The following is a 19,819-nucleotide window of genomic DNA, read 5'->3' as shown; positions in this document are numbered from 1 at the left end:
TCGTAAAAATTCTTAAAAGGGGAGTTCCAAGGGGATCAAGCAATATCCCTCAGCTTTCTGACCTTTCCCGCCTTCACGTCCACGTAGCCCTGCTTCTCAAGGAAGCGGATGACGGCGTCAAAGGCTTCTTTTGATGAGTTTATCACGAGCGTTCCTTTCTCAGTGGGGATCTGTATCGGCATTGAGGATAGGAAAGCCTTTCTCAGCTCGTTTAGATCCGCCTTTCCGCTTCCCAGGGCCTTGAGTATCTCCCCGGCCAAAATCGCCCTTCCGATGAGTGCGAAGTAGACTTTGAGGACGTAATCCTCCGGGAAGTACCTGCTCGCTATCCTTCCGAGGGCGTTTATCTTACCGATGTCAAGCTCGTGTATCTCGAACTCCCACTCCTGAACGAGATCCGTGAAGACGAACTGCTTTGCGATTTTCTCTACTCCTTCGGGGTTCGTCACCAGATCGAAGGGGAACTTGAACTGGAACGGAATAGCTGCCGTGTCCACACCCTCCTTGAGCTTCAGACTTCCGTCTTCTGGATTGTAATCAACAACCCCAGATGTGTAGAGCTGATCCAGTATGTCCACAACCCACGGCCCCTCAGCCAGGAGCTTCTCTGCCTGGGCACCCGCTTTTAGATGGTCAAGAACGTGCATTATGCTTTCCTTGAACGAGGTGAAGCCCTCCATTATGGCCTCCCTCTCGGCGCTCTCCATGGTCTCTATCTTGGCCCGTATCTCGTCGAGCGTGCCCTCGATAGTGTAGCCGACGAAGGTCTCGTAGGAGGATCTCTCCGTGAGCTCAAATTTTATCCCTTCCTTTCTGAGCTCGCCTGTGAGTGCTTCTTTGATTGACGGGCTCTTTGTTACCAGCCTCATGCTATCACCGTGCGGTAAAGGCTAAAAAGCCTTATAGACTTTTGGATTTGGGGGTGAGAGAATGGGCGACGATGGAAAGCAGTACCTCCTTGACAGGACGCTGGAGAAGTGGAAGAACCGGAGGGTGGCCATAGGTATAGGAAGCGAGACGAGCTTTTCGGGGACTCTGGTGGACTTCGACGAGGAGGTCATCCTCCTTAAGGACGTCACGGACTACACGGGCAACAGGGCGAGGGAGCTTATAGCTAAGATTGACGATATTAACTGGATAACCCTGCTATGAGGTGAGCCCATGAGGGCAGTGGCCTTCGTCGGATACAAAAAGAGCGGGAAGACCACAACGGTCGAGGCTGTTGCCAGAATCCTGAAGGAGAGGAACTACCGGGTTGCGGTGGCCAAGAGCATGCACGCGAACTTCGACAGGGATGGAAGCGACACGTGGCGCTTTTCCCAGGTGGCGGATTCCGTGCTGGTGCGTGCCAGCGATACCGACGCACTTCTCTTTAGGGCGAAGGACGTAAACGCACTCCTCTCGATGGTGAACGCCGACTTCCTCCTTCTAGAGGGCTTTAAGAGCATCAAGCACGTCCCCAAGGTAATCTGCGCGAGGAGTGAGGAGGAGGTTAGAGAGCTGAACGACGGCCTTGCAATAGCGGTGAGCGGGGTTATAGCGTCCAAGGGAACAGCTGAAATCGACGGCCTTCCAGTGGTTGACGCCACCAAAGAGCCCGAGAAGCTGGCGGACATCGTTGAGAAGCGCGCCTTCATGCTCCCAAATATAGACTGCGGCCTCTGTGGTTTCAACTGCGCAGAGATGGCGAGAATGATAGTTAGCGGCGAGAAAACGGTGAAGGACTGCGTCGTGCTAAGCCAGAAACCCAAGGTCACGGTTAAGATAGACGGCCAAGTTCTTCCCATGAAAGACTGGGTTCAGGAGCTGGTCGAGAAGACGATAAAAGGAATGCTCTCGGCGATGAAGGGCTACCGGGAGGGAAGGAAGATAGAGATTGTGATAAAGGAGGACTGAAAAGAGTTTCACTTGGTCTTGTGGACGTGTATCGGATGGCCTTTCTCGGCAGAAAGCCCAGTTTTCAGTGTTTGAGGTTGTCCTCCCAATGCTCTGATCCAATTCTTCTTGTCGTATTGACAGCTTTATGGTCCAGAATTGGCCCCGTTAAACTTTTAAGGTTTGACAGAATGACAAAGTCTGCGGTGATCCTATGAAGTGGGCAGTTACCCTGCACGGTGGGGAACACCACGGAAAGAGGATAACTTTCGAGGCTGAAAACGCCGATGCGGCAAGAAGGATAGCCCTGATGGAGCTCAGGGACAAGAACGCCAGGGTTTTTGAGCTTGAGAAGCTTGAATAATGTCGTTCTTTCTGGGTTTGCTTTCCTCTCATCAATTTCCTCGCCCCTGCTTCGATGGACACTTATTTTCATTGGGCCCTCTGTGTGCATTCTTCTCCACTTAATCCTCAAAAATCTTGTACATTGAGGATTATTTTTGTACAGTAAGGGTTTTAAAGGGATCCACATTGCCTTTCACTCGAAGTGATACATTGGGGGTGATCTGATGCTCGCCAGGATACTGTACTACCGCGAGAAAGAGATGCCGTGGGAGATCGTTGTTCCGGCAAACGACATTAGGAGAGCTGAAGAGCTTGCGAGAGAAAAAATGAGGGAATTTAGAGCTATTTACTACGAAGTGGAACTTATAGCCTGACGCTCCTCCCCTCCTCAAATTAAATAAGAGGGAGTTACGACTCCCCTTCTATCTCAATTACCTTCACATAGATTGGCATGCTTTGGAGCTCGGACAGCATTCTCTCCGCGGCCCTTCTGGACCTTACCAGCATCACAAAGGCAACATCGCCCTTGTATTTGGCCTCTGTGAAGGTTATAACATCTCCTCTAGCTATTCCAAGGCCGATAGATTTTCTAACTTCCTCCTCGTACTTCGGAACGAGCTTCTCCGGAATGCTCAGCAGAACACCGTAGATCATTTTTCCACCCCCATTTGTGCTCGGATAGAAAACAAAGAAAGAATGGAATCAGCCGCGTGATTGCTTGAACTGCTCCTGAATCTTCCTGTAGTACTCCATGGTCTCCTTGCCCACGCTCGGGCCGATCTTCTTGAGGGCCTCCTCGAAGTCCTTCATCTTTACTTTGACCTTCTGCCTGACTTCGTCGGCCTTCATGCCCGGCCTTATGATGCCCTCCTGCAGGGCCCTTCTCATGGCGAGCATCGCGGCCTCCCTGACGACCGCCTCTATGTCGGCACCGGTGTAACCTTCAGTCCTCTTTGCCAGCTCCTCGAGGTTCACATCTTCCGCCAGCGGGACGTTTCTGGTGTGCACCTTGAATATCTCCAGTCTCGCCTTCTCGTCCGGCGCTGGAACCAGTATCAGCCTGTCGAACCTTCCGGGCCTGAGGAGTGCAGGGTCAATGATGTCCGGCCTGTTGGTCGCCGCTATGACGACCACACCGCTGTTCTCCTGGATTCCGTCCATCTCGGTGAGGAGCTGGTTGATGAGTCTGTCGGTGACCCTGTTCACGTCGGTTCCCCTTCTCGGGGCGATTGCGTCAATCTCGTCGATGAATATCACCGTCGGAGCAGCTTGCCTGGCCTTCCTGAAGATCTCACGGATGTTCTTCTCGCTCTCACCCACCCACTTTGAGAGGACTTCTGGGCCCTTGATTGCTATGAAGTTGGCTTCGCTCTCGTTGGCGACCGCCTTGGCTAGTAGAGTCTTACCAGTTCCGGGCGGGCCGTAGAGCAGGATCCCCTTTGGTGGAGTTATGCCGAGACCCATGAAGGCCTCCGGATACTTGAGCGGCCACTCAACTGCCTCTCTGAGCTCCTCCTTAACGTCATCAAGTCCGCCGACGTCGTCCCAGTGGACGTTTGGTACCTCCAGCAGAACTTCCCTGAGCGCGCTTGGTTCAATCATCTTCAGCGCCTCGTAGAAGTCTTTCCTGGTGACCTTGAGCTCCTCAAGGACTTCCTTGGGTATGTGCTCGGCCTCGAAGTCTATCTTGCCGTCTTTGATGAGTCTCCTGAGTGCAGCCATGGCCGCCTCCCTGGCGAGCGCTGCTAAGTCGGCACCGACGAAGCCGTGGGTTATCTCTGCCAGCTCCTCAAGCAGGCCGTCGATGAGCCTGTGTCTGACCTCCTCGTAGAGTCTCTCGTCGACCTCCCTGAGGATGTCCTTGATCTCCTCCTCGTCCTTGGCGTTCTTGACCTTCATGACGGCCCTCTCGGCAGCCTCGCGGTAGGCATCGTTCTTCTCAAGCTCCTCGAGTATCTCAATGACCCTGCTCTTTCTGAACTCTGGCTCAATCGGCATTCCCCTTGTGTGAATCTGGAGTATCTCCTTTCTGCCTTGCTTGTCAGGGACGCCTACCTCGAGCTCGCGGTCGAACCTTCCTGGTCTCCTCAGGGCCGGATCAATTGCATCCGGTCTGTTGGTCGCACCGATTACGATGACCTTACCCCTGCTCTTCAGGCCGTCCATTAGGGTGAGCAGCTGGCTGACAACCCTCTTCTCGACCTCACCGTGGGTCTCCTCCCTCTTGGGGGCTATTGCGTCAATCTCGTCAATGAAGATTATCGCCGGGGCGTTCTCCTCAGCTTCCTTGAATACCTCTCTAAGTCTTTCCTCGCTTTCGCCGTAGTACTTGCTCATTATCTCTGGACCGTTGATGGCTATGAAGTGGGCGTTGGCTTCGTTTGCTACTGCCTTAGCGAGGAGAGTCTTACCAGTTCCAGGCGGACCGTAGAGGAGCACTCCCTTCGGCGGCTCGATGCCGAGCTTCTCAAATATCTCCGGATGCTTGAGCGGGAGCTCTATCATCTCCCTGACCTTCTGGATAACGTCCTTGAGGCCGCCGATGTCCTCGTATGTGACGCCGAGCGCCGCGGTCTTACTGACTTCCTTAACGGGCTTTTCGCTAACCTGGAAGTCTGTGAATTCCGTCACCTGGACTATTCCAGCGGGGGTGGTGGCAGTTACTACGAAGGTCAGCTCCTGGCCGAGGATCCCGACCTTTATGTAGTCCCCCCTGACAACCGGCCTCCCGACGAGCCTGCTGTGAAGCCATTCGACGAAGTCTCCTCCAAATCTGATTGGCTCCGTCGGTGCCACGATGACCTTCCTTGCCTCCTTCACCTCTGCTTTCCTCACCGTTACCTCGTCACCAAGGCCTACTCCCGAGTTCTTCCTGATTGTACCGTCCATTCTGATGATCCCGAGTCCCTCGTCCTCGGGATAAGCGGGCCATACAACTGCCGCTGTGTTCTTTGTGCCTATGACCTCGACTATGTCACCTGACTGAACGCCGAGTTCGCGCATGGCCTTTCTATCAATCCTAACGATTCCCCTGCCCACGTCCCTCTGGTAGGCAGAGGCAACCTTGAGCTTGATCTCCTTTCTCTCACTCATGAGCATCACCTCGTACTTTTTGATTACCTGTTGTTACTAAAAGGTTAACCCTTTATAAATCTTTCGGTTTTTCTTAAGCAAGGTTATCAAAATGGATTCATATGGGGACACAGCAGAATAGTTAAGAAAACCTCCTAAATACTGGCAGAAGAATTGGAAAAAATCCAAAATCACTCGATCTTGACCTCAAAGCCCTCCTTCTCAGGCTTGGTGGGCTTCTTCTTGGGGATCTCGATCTCTAGAACGCCGTTGTTGTAGCGGGCCTTGGCCTTCTCTGGAATAACCTCCTCCGGGAGCTGGATGACTCTTCTGTAGCCGCTGTAGTAGCGCTCTATCCTTATTGCACCCTCCCTCTCAAGCTCCTTCTCGCGCTTCATCTGGGCTTCGATGTACACTGCGTCCTCGGTAACGCGGAGCTTTATGTCCTCCTTTCTGACACCTGGAAGCTCAACGGTGATCACAAAGCGGTCGCCCCTATCGAAGATGTCGGCAAAGGGCTCTCTCCAGGTCTCGCTTATCTCGGTGATGCCTTCCCTTGGCTCACGGGTGCTCCAGAGCCTCGGGCCTCTCATGACGTCGCGGAATATCGCGTCGATCTCCTCCTGTATTTCTCTCATTATGTCGAATGGATCCCAGTAGCGGTCCCTCCTCCAGACCATTTTCTCACCCCCTTATTTTCTCACCATTAGTAACTAAAAAAAGAAGGGTTTAAAAATTTTGCGCCCTGGGGATGTTGACAATTAAAAACACACTACAGACGACCAGCGAGAAAGAAGAGAACACAAGAATACAGAAGCAAAGAGCTAACAGGTGCTTGACGCACCACCTCCATCCAGCTGTTTGGAAGGCCACCTGCGACTCGTGGGCGGCGGGCGTCACTGCCGCGGCCCGCAACACCACTCCAATCATACGGGTTGGGACGAACCTATACGTGCTTCCTAGTTATAATTAGTGCGTTAATGGTATATTAAGTTTTCGCGGCCATTGTTGGACATTCAATACTCAAGGCTGATGTTTGGTGCAAGATATCCAGTAAAGAATAGGTTAGGTCATAAAATTCCCAACAAATCGAGATCGGTTGCTCTTTCTATGGGGAGGGCATCGTAACCTAACCCCCTAAGGATTCTCGCAAACTCCCAGGCGAAGCCGTAAACTGTGAAAATTTTTTCCGGCTTCACCCTTTCGACTATTTTCATCAGCTCCCAGAAATCTGCGTGGTTGCTCAACTTGAGCCCTCCAAACCCAGAAACGGTGAGCTCCCAGGGGGAAAGGGAGTCCCCGATCCTCGGCGAACGGTAGGAGCGTAGAACCACGTCCCCCTCTTTGGATATGTTCCCAAAGCTCACGCCGAACTTTGAATAAACCCTTGCAACCTTTAACATCTCCCTGCTGGGCCTTACAGTAATTCCGTGAACGTCGAGGATCTTCATAACCTCCTGGGCCTTTCCCATCTGGTTGACGTAGAGGGTCGGCCGCTTTCCCCTTTCCAGGGCCTCCTCGACGAAGGCGACCAGTTTCTTCTCGGCTTCCCTAGGCGACGGAAACGTGAAGCTTGGAACGCCAAAGGTCGCCTCGATTATGAGAAAGTCAGCCCGCGGGAAGCGACTTTTCTCTGCAGTTCTCAGCTTGAACCATTTCGTATCTCCCGTGTAAAAGAGCGTGCCGTTTTCGAGCCAGAGTTTTATCCCGGTTGAACCGAGCATGTGGCCAGCTGGGTAGAGCTTTGCCTTGAAATCACCTATGTAGAATGTCTTTCCAAACTCCACCTCCCGGTAGAATCCCCCCTTTCTTAGGTGGCTGAGGTATTTTGTAGCTTTGGTGGCGAAGATAACCTCCCCGCTGACGAAGTGATCTGTGTGGGCGTGGCTCTGGAAGGCAAAGCGAGCGGAGCTGTCGAGGCCGACGTTTTGGATTATCATTATAATGACATAGGTGCCTCCCAATAATAATCTTCCTCTAGAGCCCCGAGTCCTGTTCCTATCCGATGCTATCCAGAGGAAATGATAAAACTCCGAAACTGATGGACAATTTATCCAACATCAAGGGCATCCTTGAGGTATGTAAAAGGTTTTTATACTCCGGTGCCCAAATAGGGGCAGGTGATAGGCATGACGTTCGATAAGGAGAAACTCAAGAAGATTCGGGAGGAAGAGAAGCGCTGGGAGGAGACGACCGTTAAAAAGTTCATCGAAAAGAGGCCGGAGAGAAAGGAGAAGTTCATGACGGACGATGGCTTCGAGATAAAGCGCGTTTACACCCCCTCGGACCTCGGTGAGGGGTGGGACTACCTCGAAAAGCTCGGCTTTCCGGGTGAGTATCCCTTCACCCGCGGCGTTTACGCCACCATGTATCGCGGTCGCTTTTGGACGATGAGGCAGTATGCGGGCTTTGGAACGGCGGAGGAAAGCAACAAGCGCTACAAATACCTCCTCAGCCAGGGGCAGACCGGTTTGAGCGTTGCCTTCGACCTGCCGACCCAGATAGGCTACGACTCAGATGACCCGATGGCCGAGGGCGAGGTCGGTAAGGTTGGTGTTGCCATCGATTCCCTCTGGGACATGCGCGTTCTCTTTGACGGAATCCCGCTCGATAAGGTCTCCACTTCGATGACCATAAACTCAACCGCCGCCAACCTTCTGGCAATGTACATCCTCGTTGCGGAGGAGCAGGGAGTAAAGCCCGAGCAGCTCCGCGGTACAGTTCAAAACGACATCCTGAAGGAGTACATAGCGAGGGGAACTTACATATTCCCTCCCCAGCCGAGCATGAGGCTTACCACTGATATCATAATGTACTGCGCCGAGAACATTCCAAAGTGGAACTCGATAAGCATAAGCGGCTACCACATCAGGGAAGCGGGAGCAAACGCCGTCCAGGAGGTAGCTTTCACCCTAGCTGACGGTATCGAGTACGTTAAGGCGGTCATAGAGAGGGGCATGGACGTTGACAAGTTCGCTCCGAGGCTGAGCTTCTTCTTCAACGCCCACAACAACTTCCTTGAGGAGATAGCCAAGTTTAGGGCAGCCAGAAAGCTCTGGGCCTACATCATGAAGGAGAAGTTCAACGCCAAGAACCCGCGCTCCATGATGCTCCGCTTCCACACGCAAACCGCGGGTTCAACACTCACCGCGCAGCAGCCCGAGAACAACATCGTCCGCGTGGCAATCCAGGCTTTAGCTGCTGTCCTCGGCGGAACGCAGAGCCTCCACACCAACTCCTACGACGAGGCTCTCTCACTCCCGACCGAGAAGAGCGTGAGGATCGCTCTGAGGACACAGCAGATAATAGCCTACGAGAGCGGCGTCGTTGACACCGTTGACCCGCTTGGAGGAAGCTACTACATCGAGTGGCTCACCGATCACATCTACGATGAAGCCCTGAAGTACATCGAGAAGATAGAGAAGATGGGCGGCATGATGAGGGCCATCGAGCGCGGCTACATCCAGAAGGAGATAGCCGATTCCGCCTACAAGTACCAGAAGGAAGTCGAAGAGAAGAAGCGCATAATCGTCGGCGTCAACGAGTTCATCGTTGATGAGCCGCTCGACGTCGAGATACTCAAGGTCGACCCGAGCATCAGGGAGAAGCAGATTGAGCGCCTTAAGAAGCTCAGGAGCGAGAGGGATAGTAAGAAGGTCGAGGAGGCACTCGACAAGCTCAGGAACGCGGCGGACACAGAGGATGAGAACCTCATGCCCTACATCATCGAGGCCCACAGGCACCTCGCCACGCTCGGCGAGGTTACCAACGTGCTCCGCGAGGTTTGGGGCGAGTACCGCGCTCCCCTGATATTCTGATTTCTACCTCTTCTTTTCAATCGTTCCCCCACAAAAAAGCTTAAAAACGGGTGGCGGAAGGAACGTTAGGCATTCACGATAACATGACTAAACCGGGAGGTGTTGTTATGGCGAGAAACAAGCCGCTTGCAAAGAAGCTCAGGCTTGCCAAGGCCGCGAAGCAGAACAGGCGTGTTCCGGTCTGGGTCATCGTTAAGACCAACAGGAAGGTCATGACCCATCCAAAGAGGAGAATGTGGAGAAGGACCAAGCTTAAAGAGTGAGGTGATGTAGATGCCGATCAAGCCCGGTCAGGAAGTTATATTCGTCGTTCCCATAAGGAAGGTCAAGAAGAGGGTCCCCAGGTGGAAGAGGGCTCCGAGGGCTGCTCGCTTCGTCCGCGAGTGGATAGCCAGGCACGCCAAGGCTGAGGAGGTCATCATCGGCACCGACGTCAACGAGAAGATCTGGGAGAGGGGAATAGAGAAGCCCCCGAGCAAGCTCAGGGTTAAGGTCGTCGTTGAGGAGGAGGACGGCAAGAGGGTGGCTAAGGTCTCCCTCGCATGATCCTTTCCTTTTGCGAGGGATTGAGCATGCACATAGAAAGACTCGATTTTGAGAACTCACCGTATCTGGGCGTTTACGGTCTTGCAACCGATAAGGTAGTCCTGATTAGGGAGGGCCTCGGCGAAAAGAAGCTTGAGGTTCTCAGGGAAGTTCTCAAGGTTCCGATCATCGAGACCAGCGTAATGAAGTCTCGCATAGTTGGAATATTTGCCGCCGGGAACTCGAACGCGATAGTCCTCCCCTGGTACGCCTGGGACGCCGAGCTCGACAACATAAACCAAAAGCTCAAGGAGTACGGGATTGACATGAAGGTCGTCCCGTTCAAAAGCACCCTCACCGCTTTCGGCAACCTGATCCTGGCCAATGACAGGGCCGCTCTTGTAAGCGCTAAATTCAGCAGGGAGGAGGCGAAGGAGCTCGAGGACATCCTGGGTGTTGAGGTTGAGCGGGGGATTATAGCGGACTACCATGCCGTTGGAAGCGCCGGTGTGGTTACCAACAGGGGTGGCCTCGTCCACCCGGAGGCGACCGACGAGGAGCTCGAGTGGCTCCGCGACCTGTTCAAGGTCGATATTTACGTGGGAACCGCCAACATGGGAGTTCCGTTCGTCGGCTCGTGTCTGCTGGCGAACTCTCACGGTGTCGTCGTTGGGCACCTCACCACTGGACCCGAGATTGTGAAGATTGAGGAAGCTCTGGGTTTCCTTGACTGATGATGGAGGTGTGAGAAATGGAGGTTAAGGTCTTCCGCGTTAAGGGTGTCTTTGAGAGGAACGGAAAGAAGGAGAAGTTCACCAGGGAGTACCGCGGGCTTAAGAAGGATGACGTCGTTGAGATACTCTACTCCGAGATAGGAAGCAAGCACCGCGTTCCGAGGAACAAGATATGGATCGAGACCGTCGAGGAGATAAAGCCCGAAGAGGCCGAGAATCCGATAGTTAGAAAGCTCAGCGGCCTCTGATTTTCTTTACTATTCTCCTGAGCTCTCGAGGAGACTTGATCTATGGACGGTGAGGGGCTGTACTACGCCGGAAAGGTTCTCTGGGTGGTTAGAAGTGGTAAAACCCTGTACGGGAGAGTTCTGGATGATTATCCATACACCGTTGAAATCAATCTTGAGACTGGCGAGAACCGGTGTACTTGTCCTAAAGGTGGCGCATGTGAGCATGTCGAGGCTTTAGAGCTAGCGTATGAACGGGGCTTCTACTTTGACTGCCCCGAAGGTGCTTCTGTCTTCCCCGAAGCTTGTGCCCTCTCAATGCTTGAATCCGTGCCATCTCTAGCCCTTGAAGTTGTTATAAAGGAACTCCGACACTCGCTTGAAACCGACGAGAGCGGAAGCCTCAGTGCCGAACTTTTCTTTAAGGCCTTTAAGCTCTTAGAAAAGGTTGGAAATCCTAGAAAACTGGCCGTTGTTGAGTCTCTTCTCGATGAATACTCCTCAGTGTTTCCTGATTACCAGCTCACAGAAAGGCTTAAATCTGAGTTTGAACGTTTGAGAGTTGAGATGCAGTGAGATTTAAACACTTGATTTAGCCAGAGGGTGGGAAAATGAAGGCGATCTATCGGGAAATGTGCCCGAACTGCCTCGGTAGAATCTCCGATGAAAGGCTCATCAACAAGAACCCCTGCGATGAGTGTCTTGACGAGCCCGTTCACGCCGATTCTTATTTTGAACTCATTACCGCGGTGAGAAACGCCCTCAAGGTGAAGGGCACGCTCAAGGAGTGGGAGCGGATTTACAGCTTGGAGAAGAACCTCCGCGAGATAGAGGGATTCTTTGAGAGAGCAACCGGCTTTACCTTCTGGAGCGCCCAGAGGACGTGGGTGAAACGACTCCTCAAGGGGAGGAGCTTCTCGATCATAGCCCCAACCGGGATGGGCAAGAGCACCTTTGGAGCTTTCATGGCGGTCTGGCACGCCACTAAAGGAAAGAAGAGCTACATAGTGGTTCCTACAACGCCCCTCGTTATCCAGACCGTCAGGAAGATTCAGGCGGTAGCCGAGAGGGCTGGAATAGAGATCAACCTCGCCTACTATCACGGCAACCTCCGGAAGAAGGAGAAGGAGGAGATGCTTGCCAAAATCCAGGGCGAGGACTACGATATCCTCGTTACCAGCGCCCAGTGGATGGCGAGGAAGTTCGACGAGGTTCTAAAGGGCAGGCACTTCGACTTCATCTTCGTCGATGATGTTGATGCCTTCCTCAAGGCTAGCAAGAACATAGACCGCTCCCTCTACCTCCTAGGATTCAACGACGATATCATAGGCAAGGCGTGGGAGATAATCAAGCTCAAGAAGCAGATGTCGAAGTATCTGAACGGCCGCGCCCAGGACAGGGAGGAGAAGTTAAAGGAGCTCAACTCCGAGATCTCGAGGCTCCAGCGCGAGATAGAGGAGTTCAAGCGCGAGAACAAGATAGGGATAATGATAATCGCCTCCGCCACAGGGAGCGCGAGGGGCGACAGGATAAAGCTCTACCGCGAGCTCCTCGGCTTCGAGGTCGGTTCAGGAAGGAGCGCGCTGAGGAACGTCGTCGACAGCTATCTCAAGCCCACCAGGGACATCAAGGGGCACGTGGAAGAGCTACTCACGATGCTAGGGAAGGGTGGAATAATATTCACCCCCATCGACCAGGGACTCGGCTACGCTGAGGAGCTGGTGAACTACCTCCGCGAGAGGGGCTTCAGGGTCGAGCTGGTAAGTTCGAAGAACAAAAAGGCGATAGAGCGCTTTGAGAACGGCGAGGCTGACTACCTCGTCGGCTCCGCCACCTACTACGGCTCCCTCGTCAGGGGGCTTGATCTGCCGCACCTCATACGCTACGCCGTCTTCACCGGCGTCCCGAAGTTCAGGTTTTCGATAGACCTTGAGAGACCCACCATATACCGCGCACTGGGTCTTCTCAGTGAGATAATGGACTTCCTGAGCGATGAAGATAGAAAGCAGGCTGAAAAATTACACGCCCGCTTGAGGAGACTAATAAGGAACATTCCGCAGTTCGAGCTCCTCAAGATAGAGGAGGCCCTTGCTGAAGGTCTGCCAATAGAGAACGAGTTCCACAATCACGTCCTCGGTGTCTTCCGCGAGCTGGTCGAATTCCTGCGTAAGGCCCTTCACGATGAGGAAGTTCTCAAAAAGCTCGCCGAGGATCCGTTCGTCAGCCTGACCGAAGAGGAAGGAAAGTGGTACATCGAGATTCCCGATGTGAGGACGTACATCCAAGCAACGGGGAGAACGAGCAGGCTCTTCGCGGGCGGAATCACCAAGGGTTTAAGCGTTCTCATAGTGGACAACGAGAAGGTCTTCAACGGCCTCGTCAGACAGATGCGGTGGCGCTTCCAGGAGTTCAAGATGGTGCCCTTCGAGGAGCTTGACCTCGATGAGATTCTGAAGCAGATAGACGAGGACAGGGAGAAGGTTCGCCTGGTCATGGAGGGCAAGATAAGCGCCAAGGTCAAAGACCTCGTCAAATCAGCCCTCATGATAGTGGAGAGTCCGAACAAGGCCAGAACCATAGCCAACTTCTTCGGCCAGCCTAGCAAGACAAGAATAGGCGATCTGGTTGCCTATGAAGTCAGCATAGGCAACATGATGCTGACGATTCTGGCGAGCGGAGGCCACATGTTTGACCTCGTGACGAACGAGGGCTACCACGGTGTCATCATCCAGAACGATGGCAACATGCTCAAGTTCATCCCCGTCTACGACACCATAAAGCGGTGCCGTGACTGCGGCCACCAGTTCGTCGACTGGGAACAGAAAGGTGTCTGTCCGCGCTGTGGTTCAACTAACGTCCGTGATGCCCTCGACAACGTTAAGGCGATGCGCGAGCTGGCCCAGGAGGTCGACGAGATTCTCATCGCAACGGACCCCGATACCGAGGGTGAGAAGATAGCCTGGGACATAAGGAACGTTCTCAGCCCCTACACCCCCAACATCAAGAGGATAGAGTTCCACGAGGTCACGAGGCCGGCAATAATGAAGGCTATCCAAGAGGCCAGAGACGTAAACGAGGGCAGGGTTAACGCCCAGATCGTCAGAAGGATAGAGGATCGCTGGATAGGCTTCGAGCTGAGCCAGGAGCTCCAGCGCGTCTTTGAGAACCGCAACCTCTCCGCCGGAAGGGTTCAGACTCCGGTCCTAGGCTGGATAATCGAACGCTATAAAGAGTTCAGCGAGAGCGAGACCTACTTCCTCGGATTGACCTTGGAAAACGGCCTCCAGTTTACGGTTGAGATAGGAAAGGATGGCAAAGAGGTTGAGCCACCGGAATACGTCACCGTCGAGAAGGTCGAGCTCGAGGAGAAGGAGTTCAACCCCCAGCCGCCTTACACTACGGACGCCATGCTGAAGGACGCTTCGACCTTCCTGAAGCTTTCCGCTCCCGAAACGATGAGACTTGCACAGGATCTGTTTGAGGCTGGTCTCTGCGTCACTCCTGATACTCTCGTTAGCCTTTCCGATGGAAGGATTATGGAGATAAAGGAGGCAGTCGAGGGATCCGAGGGGAACCTGCTAGCAGTTAACGGCCTCAAGCCGAAGGAAGCAAAAGCCCTTAAGTTCTGGGAGATTGACTGGAACGGGCCGCTCAAGGTCATCAAGCTCAAAAACGGGCACGAAATCAAGGCGACTCCAGACCACGGTCTCCTCGTTATGAGGGACGGCAAGCTCGGCTGGGTCTCCGCTAAGAACATCAGGGAGGGAGACTACGTTGCTTTTGCCTACAACACTGGGCACCGTGGAAGGGAGGAATACACGCTCCTCAACCTCCTGATAAAGCTTGGGATAACCGATGTAATGGTTGAGGTGGATGAGGAGTACTTTAACGAGAAGGTTGCCCCGATAATCAAGGAGAGAATCCCAACGAGCACCAAGTACAAATATCTCCGCAGGTATGTCCTTCCACTTCACCTTCTTCAGGAGTGGAGAATTGATGACTACGAGACCCATGTTAAGTCTCTCTACCGCCAAAGGGCCGGCTCAAAGCCCATACCCAACTTCAAACTCGATGAGAGGTTCTGGTACGTCTTTGGCCTCGTCCTTGGGGATGGGACTCTAAGAAATAGCAAAGTTTTGATCTCGCAGACTCCTCTGAAGGATGTCAAATCTGTACTCAAGGAGGTTTTCCCGTTCCTCTACGTCTTTGAAACGACTACTCAGGTCGGCTTCTCGAACTCGATCCTCGCTGAGGTCTTCAGGAGACTGGGAGCAAGAGAAGGGAAGCTCCATCCGCTCGTGTTTGGACTGCGTGAGGAGTACATCAACGCAATGATTGCTGGCTATTTTGACACGGACGGAACCTTCTCGATCCTCAACGGCAGGAAGGGACCGAACTTCAGGGCGATTCTGACCTCGAAGAGGGGCGACGTTCTCAGGATGCTCAGCGTTTACCTCTACCAGGTCGGCATCATGAACTATCTCAGACGGGATGAGCGCACCGGAGTCTGGGACTTGATAATAAGCAACAGAAGTCTTGAGAAATTCAGAGAGAAAATTTACCCATACCTCAGAATTAGAAGAAGGCAGTTTGAGGAGGCGTATTCCGTTTACAGGTCATCGCGGAGAGCCTTTGAGGAGGATCTGCTCCCGGTCGCCTCAATCTTTAGGAAGCTGAAGTTCAGAAACGGCGTTAAGAACAGAATTCTAAAAGAAACCGGAATTGACATTTGGAACTGGCTCAAGCGTTTGGAGGGAGAGATCCCACGGAGCAAACTCGCTAAGGTGCTTGAATACGCAGAGGAAGGACCGGAAAAAGAGTTTCTCAAGTCACTCGTCGAGGCGGGTGTTACCTGGGTTAAAGTGAAGGAAGTTGAAGAAGAGCACTACACGGGAAAACTCTACGACTTCACGACAACTACTGAGAACTTCCTTTCCAACGGTGCAGTCTCCCACAACTGTACCTACCACAGAACAGACAGCACCCACGTCAGCAACACCGGTATAGAGGTCGCCAAGGAGTACATAACCCAGGAAGTAGGAGAGGAGTACTTCAAACCGCGGCACTGGGGCGAGGAAGGCACCCATGAGGCCATAAGACCGACTAGGCCAATAGACACCGGCCGCTTGATGCAGCTCGTCCGCGATGGGATAATCCAACTCCCCAAGAACCTCACCAGGAACCACTACAGGCTCTACGACATGATATTCAGAAGGTTCATGACGAGCCAGATGAAGGCGGCAAAGCTCCTCATGGAGCGGGCCGTCATCGATGCAGGCGTTGGAAAGGCCGAGCTTGAAGGTTACGTGGAGATAATCGAGGACGGCTGGACGAAGCTCCGCTCGCCGAACTTCAGGCAGTTACCGAGGCTCAAAGAAGGGGCTAAACTTAAGGTCGTTGAAGCAAAGAAGTGGAAGGCACCAAAGGTTCAGCTGTACAGCCAGGGGGACATTATAGCGATGATGAAGGAGCGCAAGATAGGGCGGCCCTCCACCTACGCCAAGATAGTCCAGACGCTACTCCAGCGCTACTACGTTTTCGAGACCCGTGGGAGGAAGAAGCTCGTCCCGACGGACAAGGGAATCAAGGTCTACCACTATCTGGTCACAAAGTACAAGGATCTTGTCAGCGAGGAGAAGACGAGATCACTGGAGGAGAAGATGGATCTCATTGAGGAAGGTAAGCTAGACTACCTTAAGGTTCTATACGATCTTTATAACGAGATACTCTGCGGAGTCAAGGGAATCGGATGCTGAACCCGCTCGTTTCTTCTTCCATTCGATTTTGTGTCGCGTATAGTTTTCTGGTGGATATATCCTCCTAACCGAAAACCTTTAAAAGGAGTGTAAGCCCAGTAGTAATAGTGTTGCATATACATGCAACTTTGATAGGATCTAGCTAAGTTATTGATATTATTAAATGGCTCATTGATGTGAACACTGCAGGGGATTAGGAAAAAACTTATATGTTCCAAGATCGGATATATAAACATACAGTTTCAGGTGGTGGTAAAAGTGGTGAAGGACAGGATGGTAGAGCTCCTCCAGGAGCACTTTGAGTTGAACCTCTACGAGGCTAGGGCGTACGTGGCCCTCGTTGGGTTTGGAGTACTGACTCCAGCAGAGCTTGCCAGCGTCTCTGAAGTTCCCGCTCCGAGAACCTACGACGTTCTGAGGAGCCTTGAGAAGAAGGGTTTTGCCATAAGCCAGCCCGGCAAGGTCAACAAGTACAGGCCAGTTCACCCAGAGAACATCCTTGAGAAGTTCATCGAGGAGTGGCAGGAGCGCGTCAAGGAAGAGCTTGAGGCTAAGAAGAAAGCCAAGGAGGAGCTCCTTGAGCTCATGAACCCGCTTATCGAGACCGAGATACCGAAGTACGGCGTTGAGAGGGTCTGGGTTGTCAGGGGCATAAGGAACGCCACCCTTAAGACCAAGGAGATGTTTGAAACGGTTCAGGAGAAGCTCCTCCTGGCGGATGACGGTTACATAGCCGTTAACCTTGAGAAGGACATCATTGCCGCGGTTGACAGGGGTGTTAAGGCCCAGATACTCGTTGCCGAGAACCTCCTTCCGAGGCTTAAGACCTCAAAGCTCATGGACTACGCCAAGAAAGGGAAGATCGAGCTCAAGGTTCTCGATAAGTTTGAGCTCCCGATGCTCATCTGCGATGACGAGGTCTTCTTCGCCCTTGAGGACATGGCGGCCAGGTACTTCAACTACGAGACCCAGATATGGATCAAGGACTTCCGCGTCAGGGCGCTCTTCGAGGCCAAGTTCAACGAGTACTGGGAGAAGGCCAAAAAGGCCTGATTCTTCCTTCTTCACTCTTTAATCGCATTTTTGTGGTACCTCAATAGATTCCGCACGTTCTCTCTGTAAAATTAGGCAGAGTTTTAAAAAAGAGAAGTCAGACGTACTTAAATTCCTCTTCCTCGGGTTTTTTCTCCTTCAGCTTCCAGTATATGTTGCCATCTTTTTCAAAGCTCTCCACTTTCCCCTGCTCGGCAAACCTGAGGAGGTATCTCCTGACTTCCATCTCGGGAATACCCGTTTCCTCACTTATCTCCCTGAGGGTCTTTGCCCCACCTTCCAGAGCCTTCAGAACTTTACGGTTCTTCATTTCTCTCCCTCCAGCTCACGATACTTCCTAATCAGATCTATTATCTTTTCCATGGCACTTAAGTGTTTCTCAAGAACTTCAACGTCCGAGGGGAGTGAGCCGGCAAGTTCGTTGAGTTTTTCCAGGAGCCTCTCCTCCACGCCCTTGGCCCGCTCCATTCTCTTCTTGGCCCGATACTCACAGACGGGACAGAAAACCTTTCCATTCTTCTCAAATAGAGGAGAACCGCATTTTGGGCAGTGTTTATCCAGCATCTTGGCCCCTGAGAGCATCAGAGGCATTATAACGTTTCTGATCTCTTCGTCAGTTGGCCCCGTCATACCCTTCACCCCCTTAGTACAGAGAAAACTTCAATGAGGGCCTCTCTGCCCAGCTTTGATCTTTTTATCCTATCTGAGACTTCCGCGAGGTCGAAGGCCGTTATCCTGAATCTCTTCCGTATTCCCTCTACTACCTCAAGAAGCTCGTCTAAGGTCAGTTCGCCGTGCTGGAATCTCGCTATCCGATATTCCGGTCTGAGAACGTCAAGATCCACTGTAAGGTAGATTTCCTCCCCAAGGTATCTTCTGGCATCGTCCAGAACTCCATCTACCCCGTGGTTTGTAAGGTTGATGTAAGTCTTCCATTTTCCTCTGACCTTCTTGGTTCTCGGCAGAGCAGGATAGATCCTGACTCTCCTTGTCCAGAGGTCGGTCCTCCTGCTCGTGGGGATCATGAGAACAGGTCCCACAACTCCCGCTCTCTCTAAGATCCTCTCCTCGAGAGCATAAGCCAGCCACGAACCGTGATCGAGATAATCGTGGAGGAGATCAGTGTGGGCATCCACACTGAGTACGGCCTCTGGTCTGAGCTTTTCCACCACGGCGTAGGTTGCTAGATGTTCTCCTACGATGTAGCAGCAGTCCCGCTCCAGCTTGTCCTTAAGCTGGGCAACGTTCCTGGCTTCTAGTTTTCTGACTTCTCCTTCATCGATTAGACCCTCCCTGAGAAGGAGCCTGAGGGCGTATTCCACTCCCTCTCGATTTGGCTTTTCCCCAAATGGAATGAAAGTCACCATCCTTGCTTCCCCCACGGGATTTCGGCTCGGTATTTTTAAAGTTAAACCCCTCGAACGGAAACCTTTTAAAGCTATGCCCCTTGATAAAACTCGGGCGATGGCGTCCGCCCGGGGCTTCGGGCCCGAACCGCCCTAATGGGCTGATGACGCCTGTTCTACCGGTATTGGGAGGCGGTAGAATGGGCTCGAAGCTTGGGGAATTCGGTCGCTTTGTGAACATAGAGAAGGTTCTAGATTACGTGGAGAAACGCCGCCACGAGGACGGTGGGTACTGCTTCGTCAGCGTTCTCAATGATACCAACGTCAACGACACATACTATGCCGTCAAGATGTACGACCTGCTAGGCTTTGAAGTACCCGAAAAGGAGCAGACGATAGAGTTCTTGGAAAAGGCAATTCAGCCGCAGACTGCCGTTGTTGCCATAGCGATGGCCCTTGAGGCCCTTGCGATACTGGGTGCAGGGGACGTTGCCAGAGAGCATGTGGAGATCGTCTACACAAAGTACAACCCCCTAGAAGACAAGTTCGCCGTCGGTCTCGGGGGGAGCGAGGAGTTCGGGACAGCAACACCGCTGGAGGCTACATACTGGGTCGTCAAGGCATTCAAGGCAATAGGACAGCCGATCAGCGATGAGGAGAGGGACAAAATAAGGACCTTCGTAATGCGCTTTAGGATGGGTAGCGGCTTTGGAGTAAAGCAACCAACGACCACGATGACCTACCAAGCCCTCTACACCCTCTACTCCCTCGGTTACCGGCCACCCAAGAGCCCCCATTTCAGAAATTGTGAGCTCTGCGGCGACTGGGGCGGCTTCACTGAGGTTCCCTACAGTCTTCCGCCATACCTTGAGCCGACGTTTTATGCCACTAGGGGGCTTGAGCTCCAGGGTGAAATCCCCACCTGTCCCCGGAGGCACATCTGGTTCATTCGCCAGCTCCAGAACTCCAACGGCGGCTTCAGGAGGAGCCTTGAGCTGGGCATATCAAATTTCCAGAACACGTACAGGGCGCTTGCAGTGGTTGATTCAATGATGAAGCACATCTGAG

Annotated in this window: 21 protein-coding genes and 1 riboswitch; of the genes, 13 read left to right on the top strand and 8 right to left on the bottom strand. The window is 52.9% G+C overall.

The window, feature by feature from the left end; translation table 11 throughout:
* Positions 1-35 precede the first annotated feature (35 nt).
* The gene (locus A3L09_RS07540; RefSeq protein ID WP_088858365.1) at positions 36-869 is read right to left on the bottom strand and encodes a hypothetical protein; all 834 of its coding nucleotides are present in this window, start codon (positions 867-869) and stop codon (positions 36-38) included.
* 61 nt (positions 870-930) lie between these two features.
* On the opposite strand from A3L09_RS07540, the gene A3L09_RS07535 reads away from it, so the two are divergent.
* From A3L09_RS07535 to A3L09_RS10955, 4 genes are all read left to right on the top strand, one after another.
* A complete protein-coding gene (locus tag A3L09_RS07535; RefSeq protein WP_088858364.1) occupies positions 931-1,152 on the top strand; it encodes an LSm family protein in 222 nt (73 codons plus the stop codon).
* Between the two features lie 9 nt (positions 1,153-1,161).
* Positions 1,162-1,896: a molybdopterin-guanine dinucleotide biosynthesis protein B gene (gene mobB, locus A3L09_RS07530; protein WP_088858363.1), complete on the top strand. Its 735-nt coding sequence runs from the start codon at positions 1,162-1,164 to the stop codon at positions 1,894-1,896.
* 193 nt (positions 1,897-2,089) lie between these two features.
* A complete protein-coding gene (locus A3L09_RS10960) occupies positions 2,090-2,239 on the top strand; it encodes a hypothetical protein (RefSeq protein ID WP_198362264.1) in 150 nt (49 codons plus the stop codon).
* A gap of 205 nt (positions 2,240-2,444) precedes the next feature.
* Positions 2,445-2,594 (top strand): hypothetical protein, encoded by a 150-nt coding sequence (locus tag A3L09_RS10955; protein ID WP_198362263.1) that lies wholly within the window; start codon positions 2,445-2,447, stop codon positions 2,592-2,594.
* A 34-nt stretch (positions 2,595-2,628) separates the two neighbouring features.
* Here the strand turns inward: A3L09_RS10955 and A3L09_RS07525 are convergent, their stop codons facing one another.
* The 4 genes from A3L09_RS07525 to A3L09_RS07510 all read right to left on the bottom strand — a co-directional run bounded on the left by A3L09_RS07525 (position 2,629) and on the right by A3L09_RS07510 (position 7,232).
* Complete coding sequence (locus A3L09_RS07525) at positions 2,629-2,874, bottom strand: hypothetical protein (RefSeq protein WP_088858362.1); 246 nt, start codon at positions 2,872-2,874, stop codon at positions 2,629-2,631.
* A 48-nt stretch (positions 2,875-2,922) separates the two neighbouring features.
* Entirely contained in the window at positions 2,923-5,313 is a 2,391-nt protein-coding gene (locus tag A3L09_RS07520) for a CDC48 family AAA ATPase (RefSeq protein ID WP_088858361.1), read from the bottom strand.
* A 170-nt stretch (positions 5,314-5,483) separates the two neighbouring features.
* Positions 5,484-5,972 (bottom strand): Hsp20/alpha crystallin family protein, encoded by a 489-nt coding sequence (locus tag A3L09_RS07515; protein ID WP_088858360.1) that lies wholly within the window; start codon positions 5,970-5,972, stop codon positions 5,484-5,486.
* Positions 5,973-6,362: 390 nt separating this feature from the next.
* Positions 6,363-7,232: an MBL fold metallo-hydrolase gene (locus tag A3L09_RS07510; protein ID WP_088859028.1), complete on the bottom strand. Its 870-nt coding sequence runs from the start codon at positions 7,230-7,232 to the stop codon at positions 6,363-6,365.
* Positions 7,233-7,421: 189 nt separating this feature from the next.
* Between A3L09_RS07510 and A3L09_RS07505 the strand changes: the two genes are divergently transcribed.
* From A3L09_RS07505 to trmBL2, 8 genes are all read left to right on the top strand, one after another.
* Entirely contained in the window at positions 7,422-9,110 is a 1,689-nt protein-coding gene (locus A3L09_RS07505; protein WP_088858359.1) for an acyl-CoA mutase large subunit family protein, read from the top strand.
* Positions 9,111-9,217: 107 nt separating this feature from the next.
* The gene (locus tag A3L09_RS07500; RefSeq protein ID WP_012572069.1) at positions 9,218-9,373 is read left to right on the top strand and encodes a 50S ribosomal protein L39e; all 156 of its coding nucleotides are present in this window, start codon (positions 9,218-9,220) and stop codon (positions 9,371-9,373) included.
* 10 nt (positions 9,374-9,383) lie between these two features.
* Positions 9,384-9,656 (top strand): 50S ribosomal protein L31e, encoded by a 273-nt coding sequence (locus A3L09_RS07495; RefSeq protein WP_088858358.1) that lies wholly within the window; start codon positions 9,384-9,386, stop codon positions 9,654-9,656.
* Positions 9,657-9,682: 26 nt separating this feature from the next.
* Positions 9,683-10,369 carry a translation initiation factor IF-6 gene (locus A3L09_RS07490; RefSeq protein ID WP_088858357.1) on the top strand — a complete coding sequence of 229 codons (687 nt, stop codon included), beginning with the start codon at positions 9,683-9,685 and terminating at the stop codon, positions 10,367-10,369.
* A 17-nt stretch (positions 10,370-10,386) separates the two neighbouring features.
* Positions 10,387-10,617: a 50S ribosomal protein L18Ae gene (gene rpl18a, locus A3L09_RS07485; RefSeq protein WP_088858356.1), complete on the top strand. Its 231-nt coding sequence runs from the start codon at positions 10,387-10,389 to the stop codon at positions 10,615-10,617.
* Between the two features lie 42 nt (positions 10,618-10,659).
* Positions 10,660-11,172 carry an SWIM zinc finger family protein gene (locus tag A3L09_RS07480; protein ID WP_088858355.1) on the top strand — a complete coding sequence of 171 codons (513 nt, stop codon included), beginning with the start codon at positions 10,660-10,662 and terminating at the stop codon, positions 11,170-11,172.
* 35 nt (positions 11,173-11,207) lie between these two features.
* Positions 11,208-16,352, top strand: a complete 5,145-nt coding sequence (gene rgy, locus A3L09_RS07475) for a reverse gyrase (RefSeq protein WP_088858354.1) — start codon at positions 11,208-11,210, stop codon at positions 16,350-16,352.
* Between the two features lie 258 nt (positions 16,353-16,610).
* Positions 16,611-17,405, top strand: a complete 795-nt coding sequence (trmBL2, locus tag A3L09_RS07470; RefSeq protein ID WP_088858353.1) for an HTH-type transcriptional regulator TrmBL2 — start codon at positions 16,611-16,613, stop codon at positions 17,403-17,405.
* Between the two features lie 97 nt (positions 17,406-17,502).
* On the opposite strand, the gene A3L09_RS07465 is transcribed toward trmBL2, so the two are convergent.
* From A3L09_RS07465 to A3L09_RS07455, 3 genes are read right to left on the bottom strand one after another with little or no spacing between them, the layout of a single operon-like run.
* Positions 17,503-17,715, bottom strand: a complete 213-nt coding sequence (locus tag A3L09_RS07465) for a helix-turn-helix domain-containing protein (protein WP_088858352.1) — start codon at positions 17,713-17,715, stop codon at positions 17,503-17,505.
* Positions 17,712-18,035, bottom strand: a complete 324-nt coding sequence (locus A3L09_RS07460; RefSeq protein WP_088858351.1) for an Sjogren's syndrome/scleroderma autoantigen 1 family protein — start codon at positions 18,033-18,035, stop codon at positions 17,712-17,714. Before A3L09_RS07460 ends, A3L09_RS07465 begins: the two co-directional genes overlap by 4 nt.
* Before the next feature lie 5 nt (positions 18,036-18,040).
* Positions 18,041-18,772: an arginase family protein gene (locus A3L09_RS07455; RefSeq protein ID WP_088858350.1), complete on the bottom strand. Its 732-nt coding sequence runs from the start codon at positions 18,770-18,772 to the stop codon at positions 18,041-18,043.
* 84 nt (positions 18,773-18,856) lie between these two features.
* Positions 18,857-18,932: riboswitch (Fluoride riboswitch) on the top strand.
* A gap of 19 nt (positions 18,933-18,951) precedes the next feature.
* On the opposite strand from A3L09_RS07455, the gene A3L09_RS07450 reads away from it, so the two are divergent.
* A complete protein-coding gene (locus A3L09_RS07450; RefSeq protein WP_088858349.1) occupies positions 18,952-19,818 on the top strand; it encodes a prenyltransferase/squalene oxidase repeat-containing protein in 867 nt (288 codons plus the stop codon).
* The last annotated feature ends 1 nt before the right edge of the window (position 19,819 follow it).

Source organism: Thermococcus profundus (assembly GCF_002214585.1).
In the GTDB taxonomy this organism is placed as follows: Archaea; Methanobacteriota_B; Thermococci; order Thermococcales; family Thermococcaceae; genus Thermococcus; species Thermococcus profundus.
This window is presented reverse-complemented; position numbering and strand designations above follow the sequence as displayed.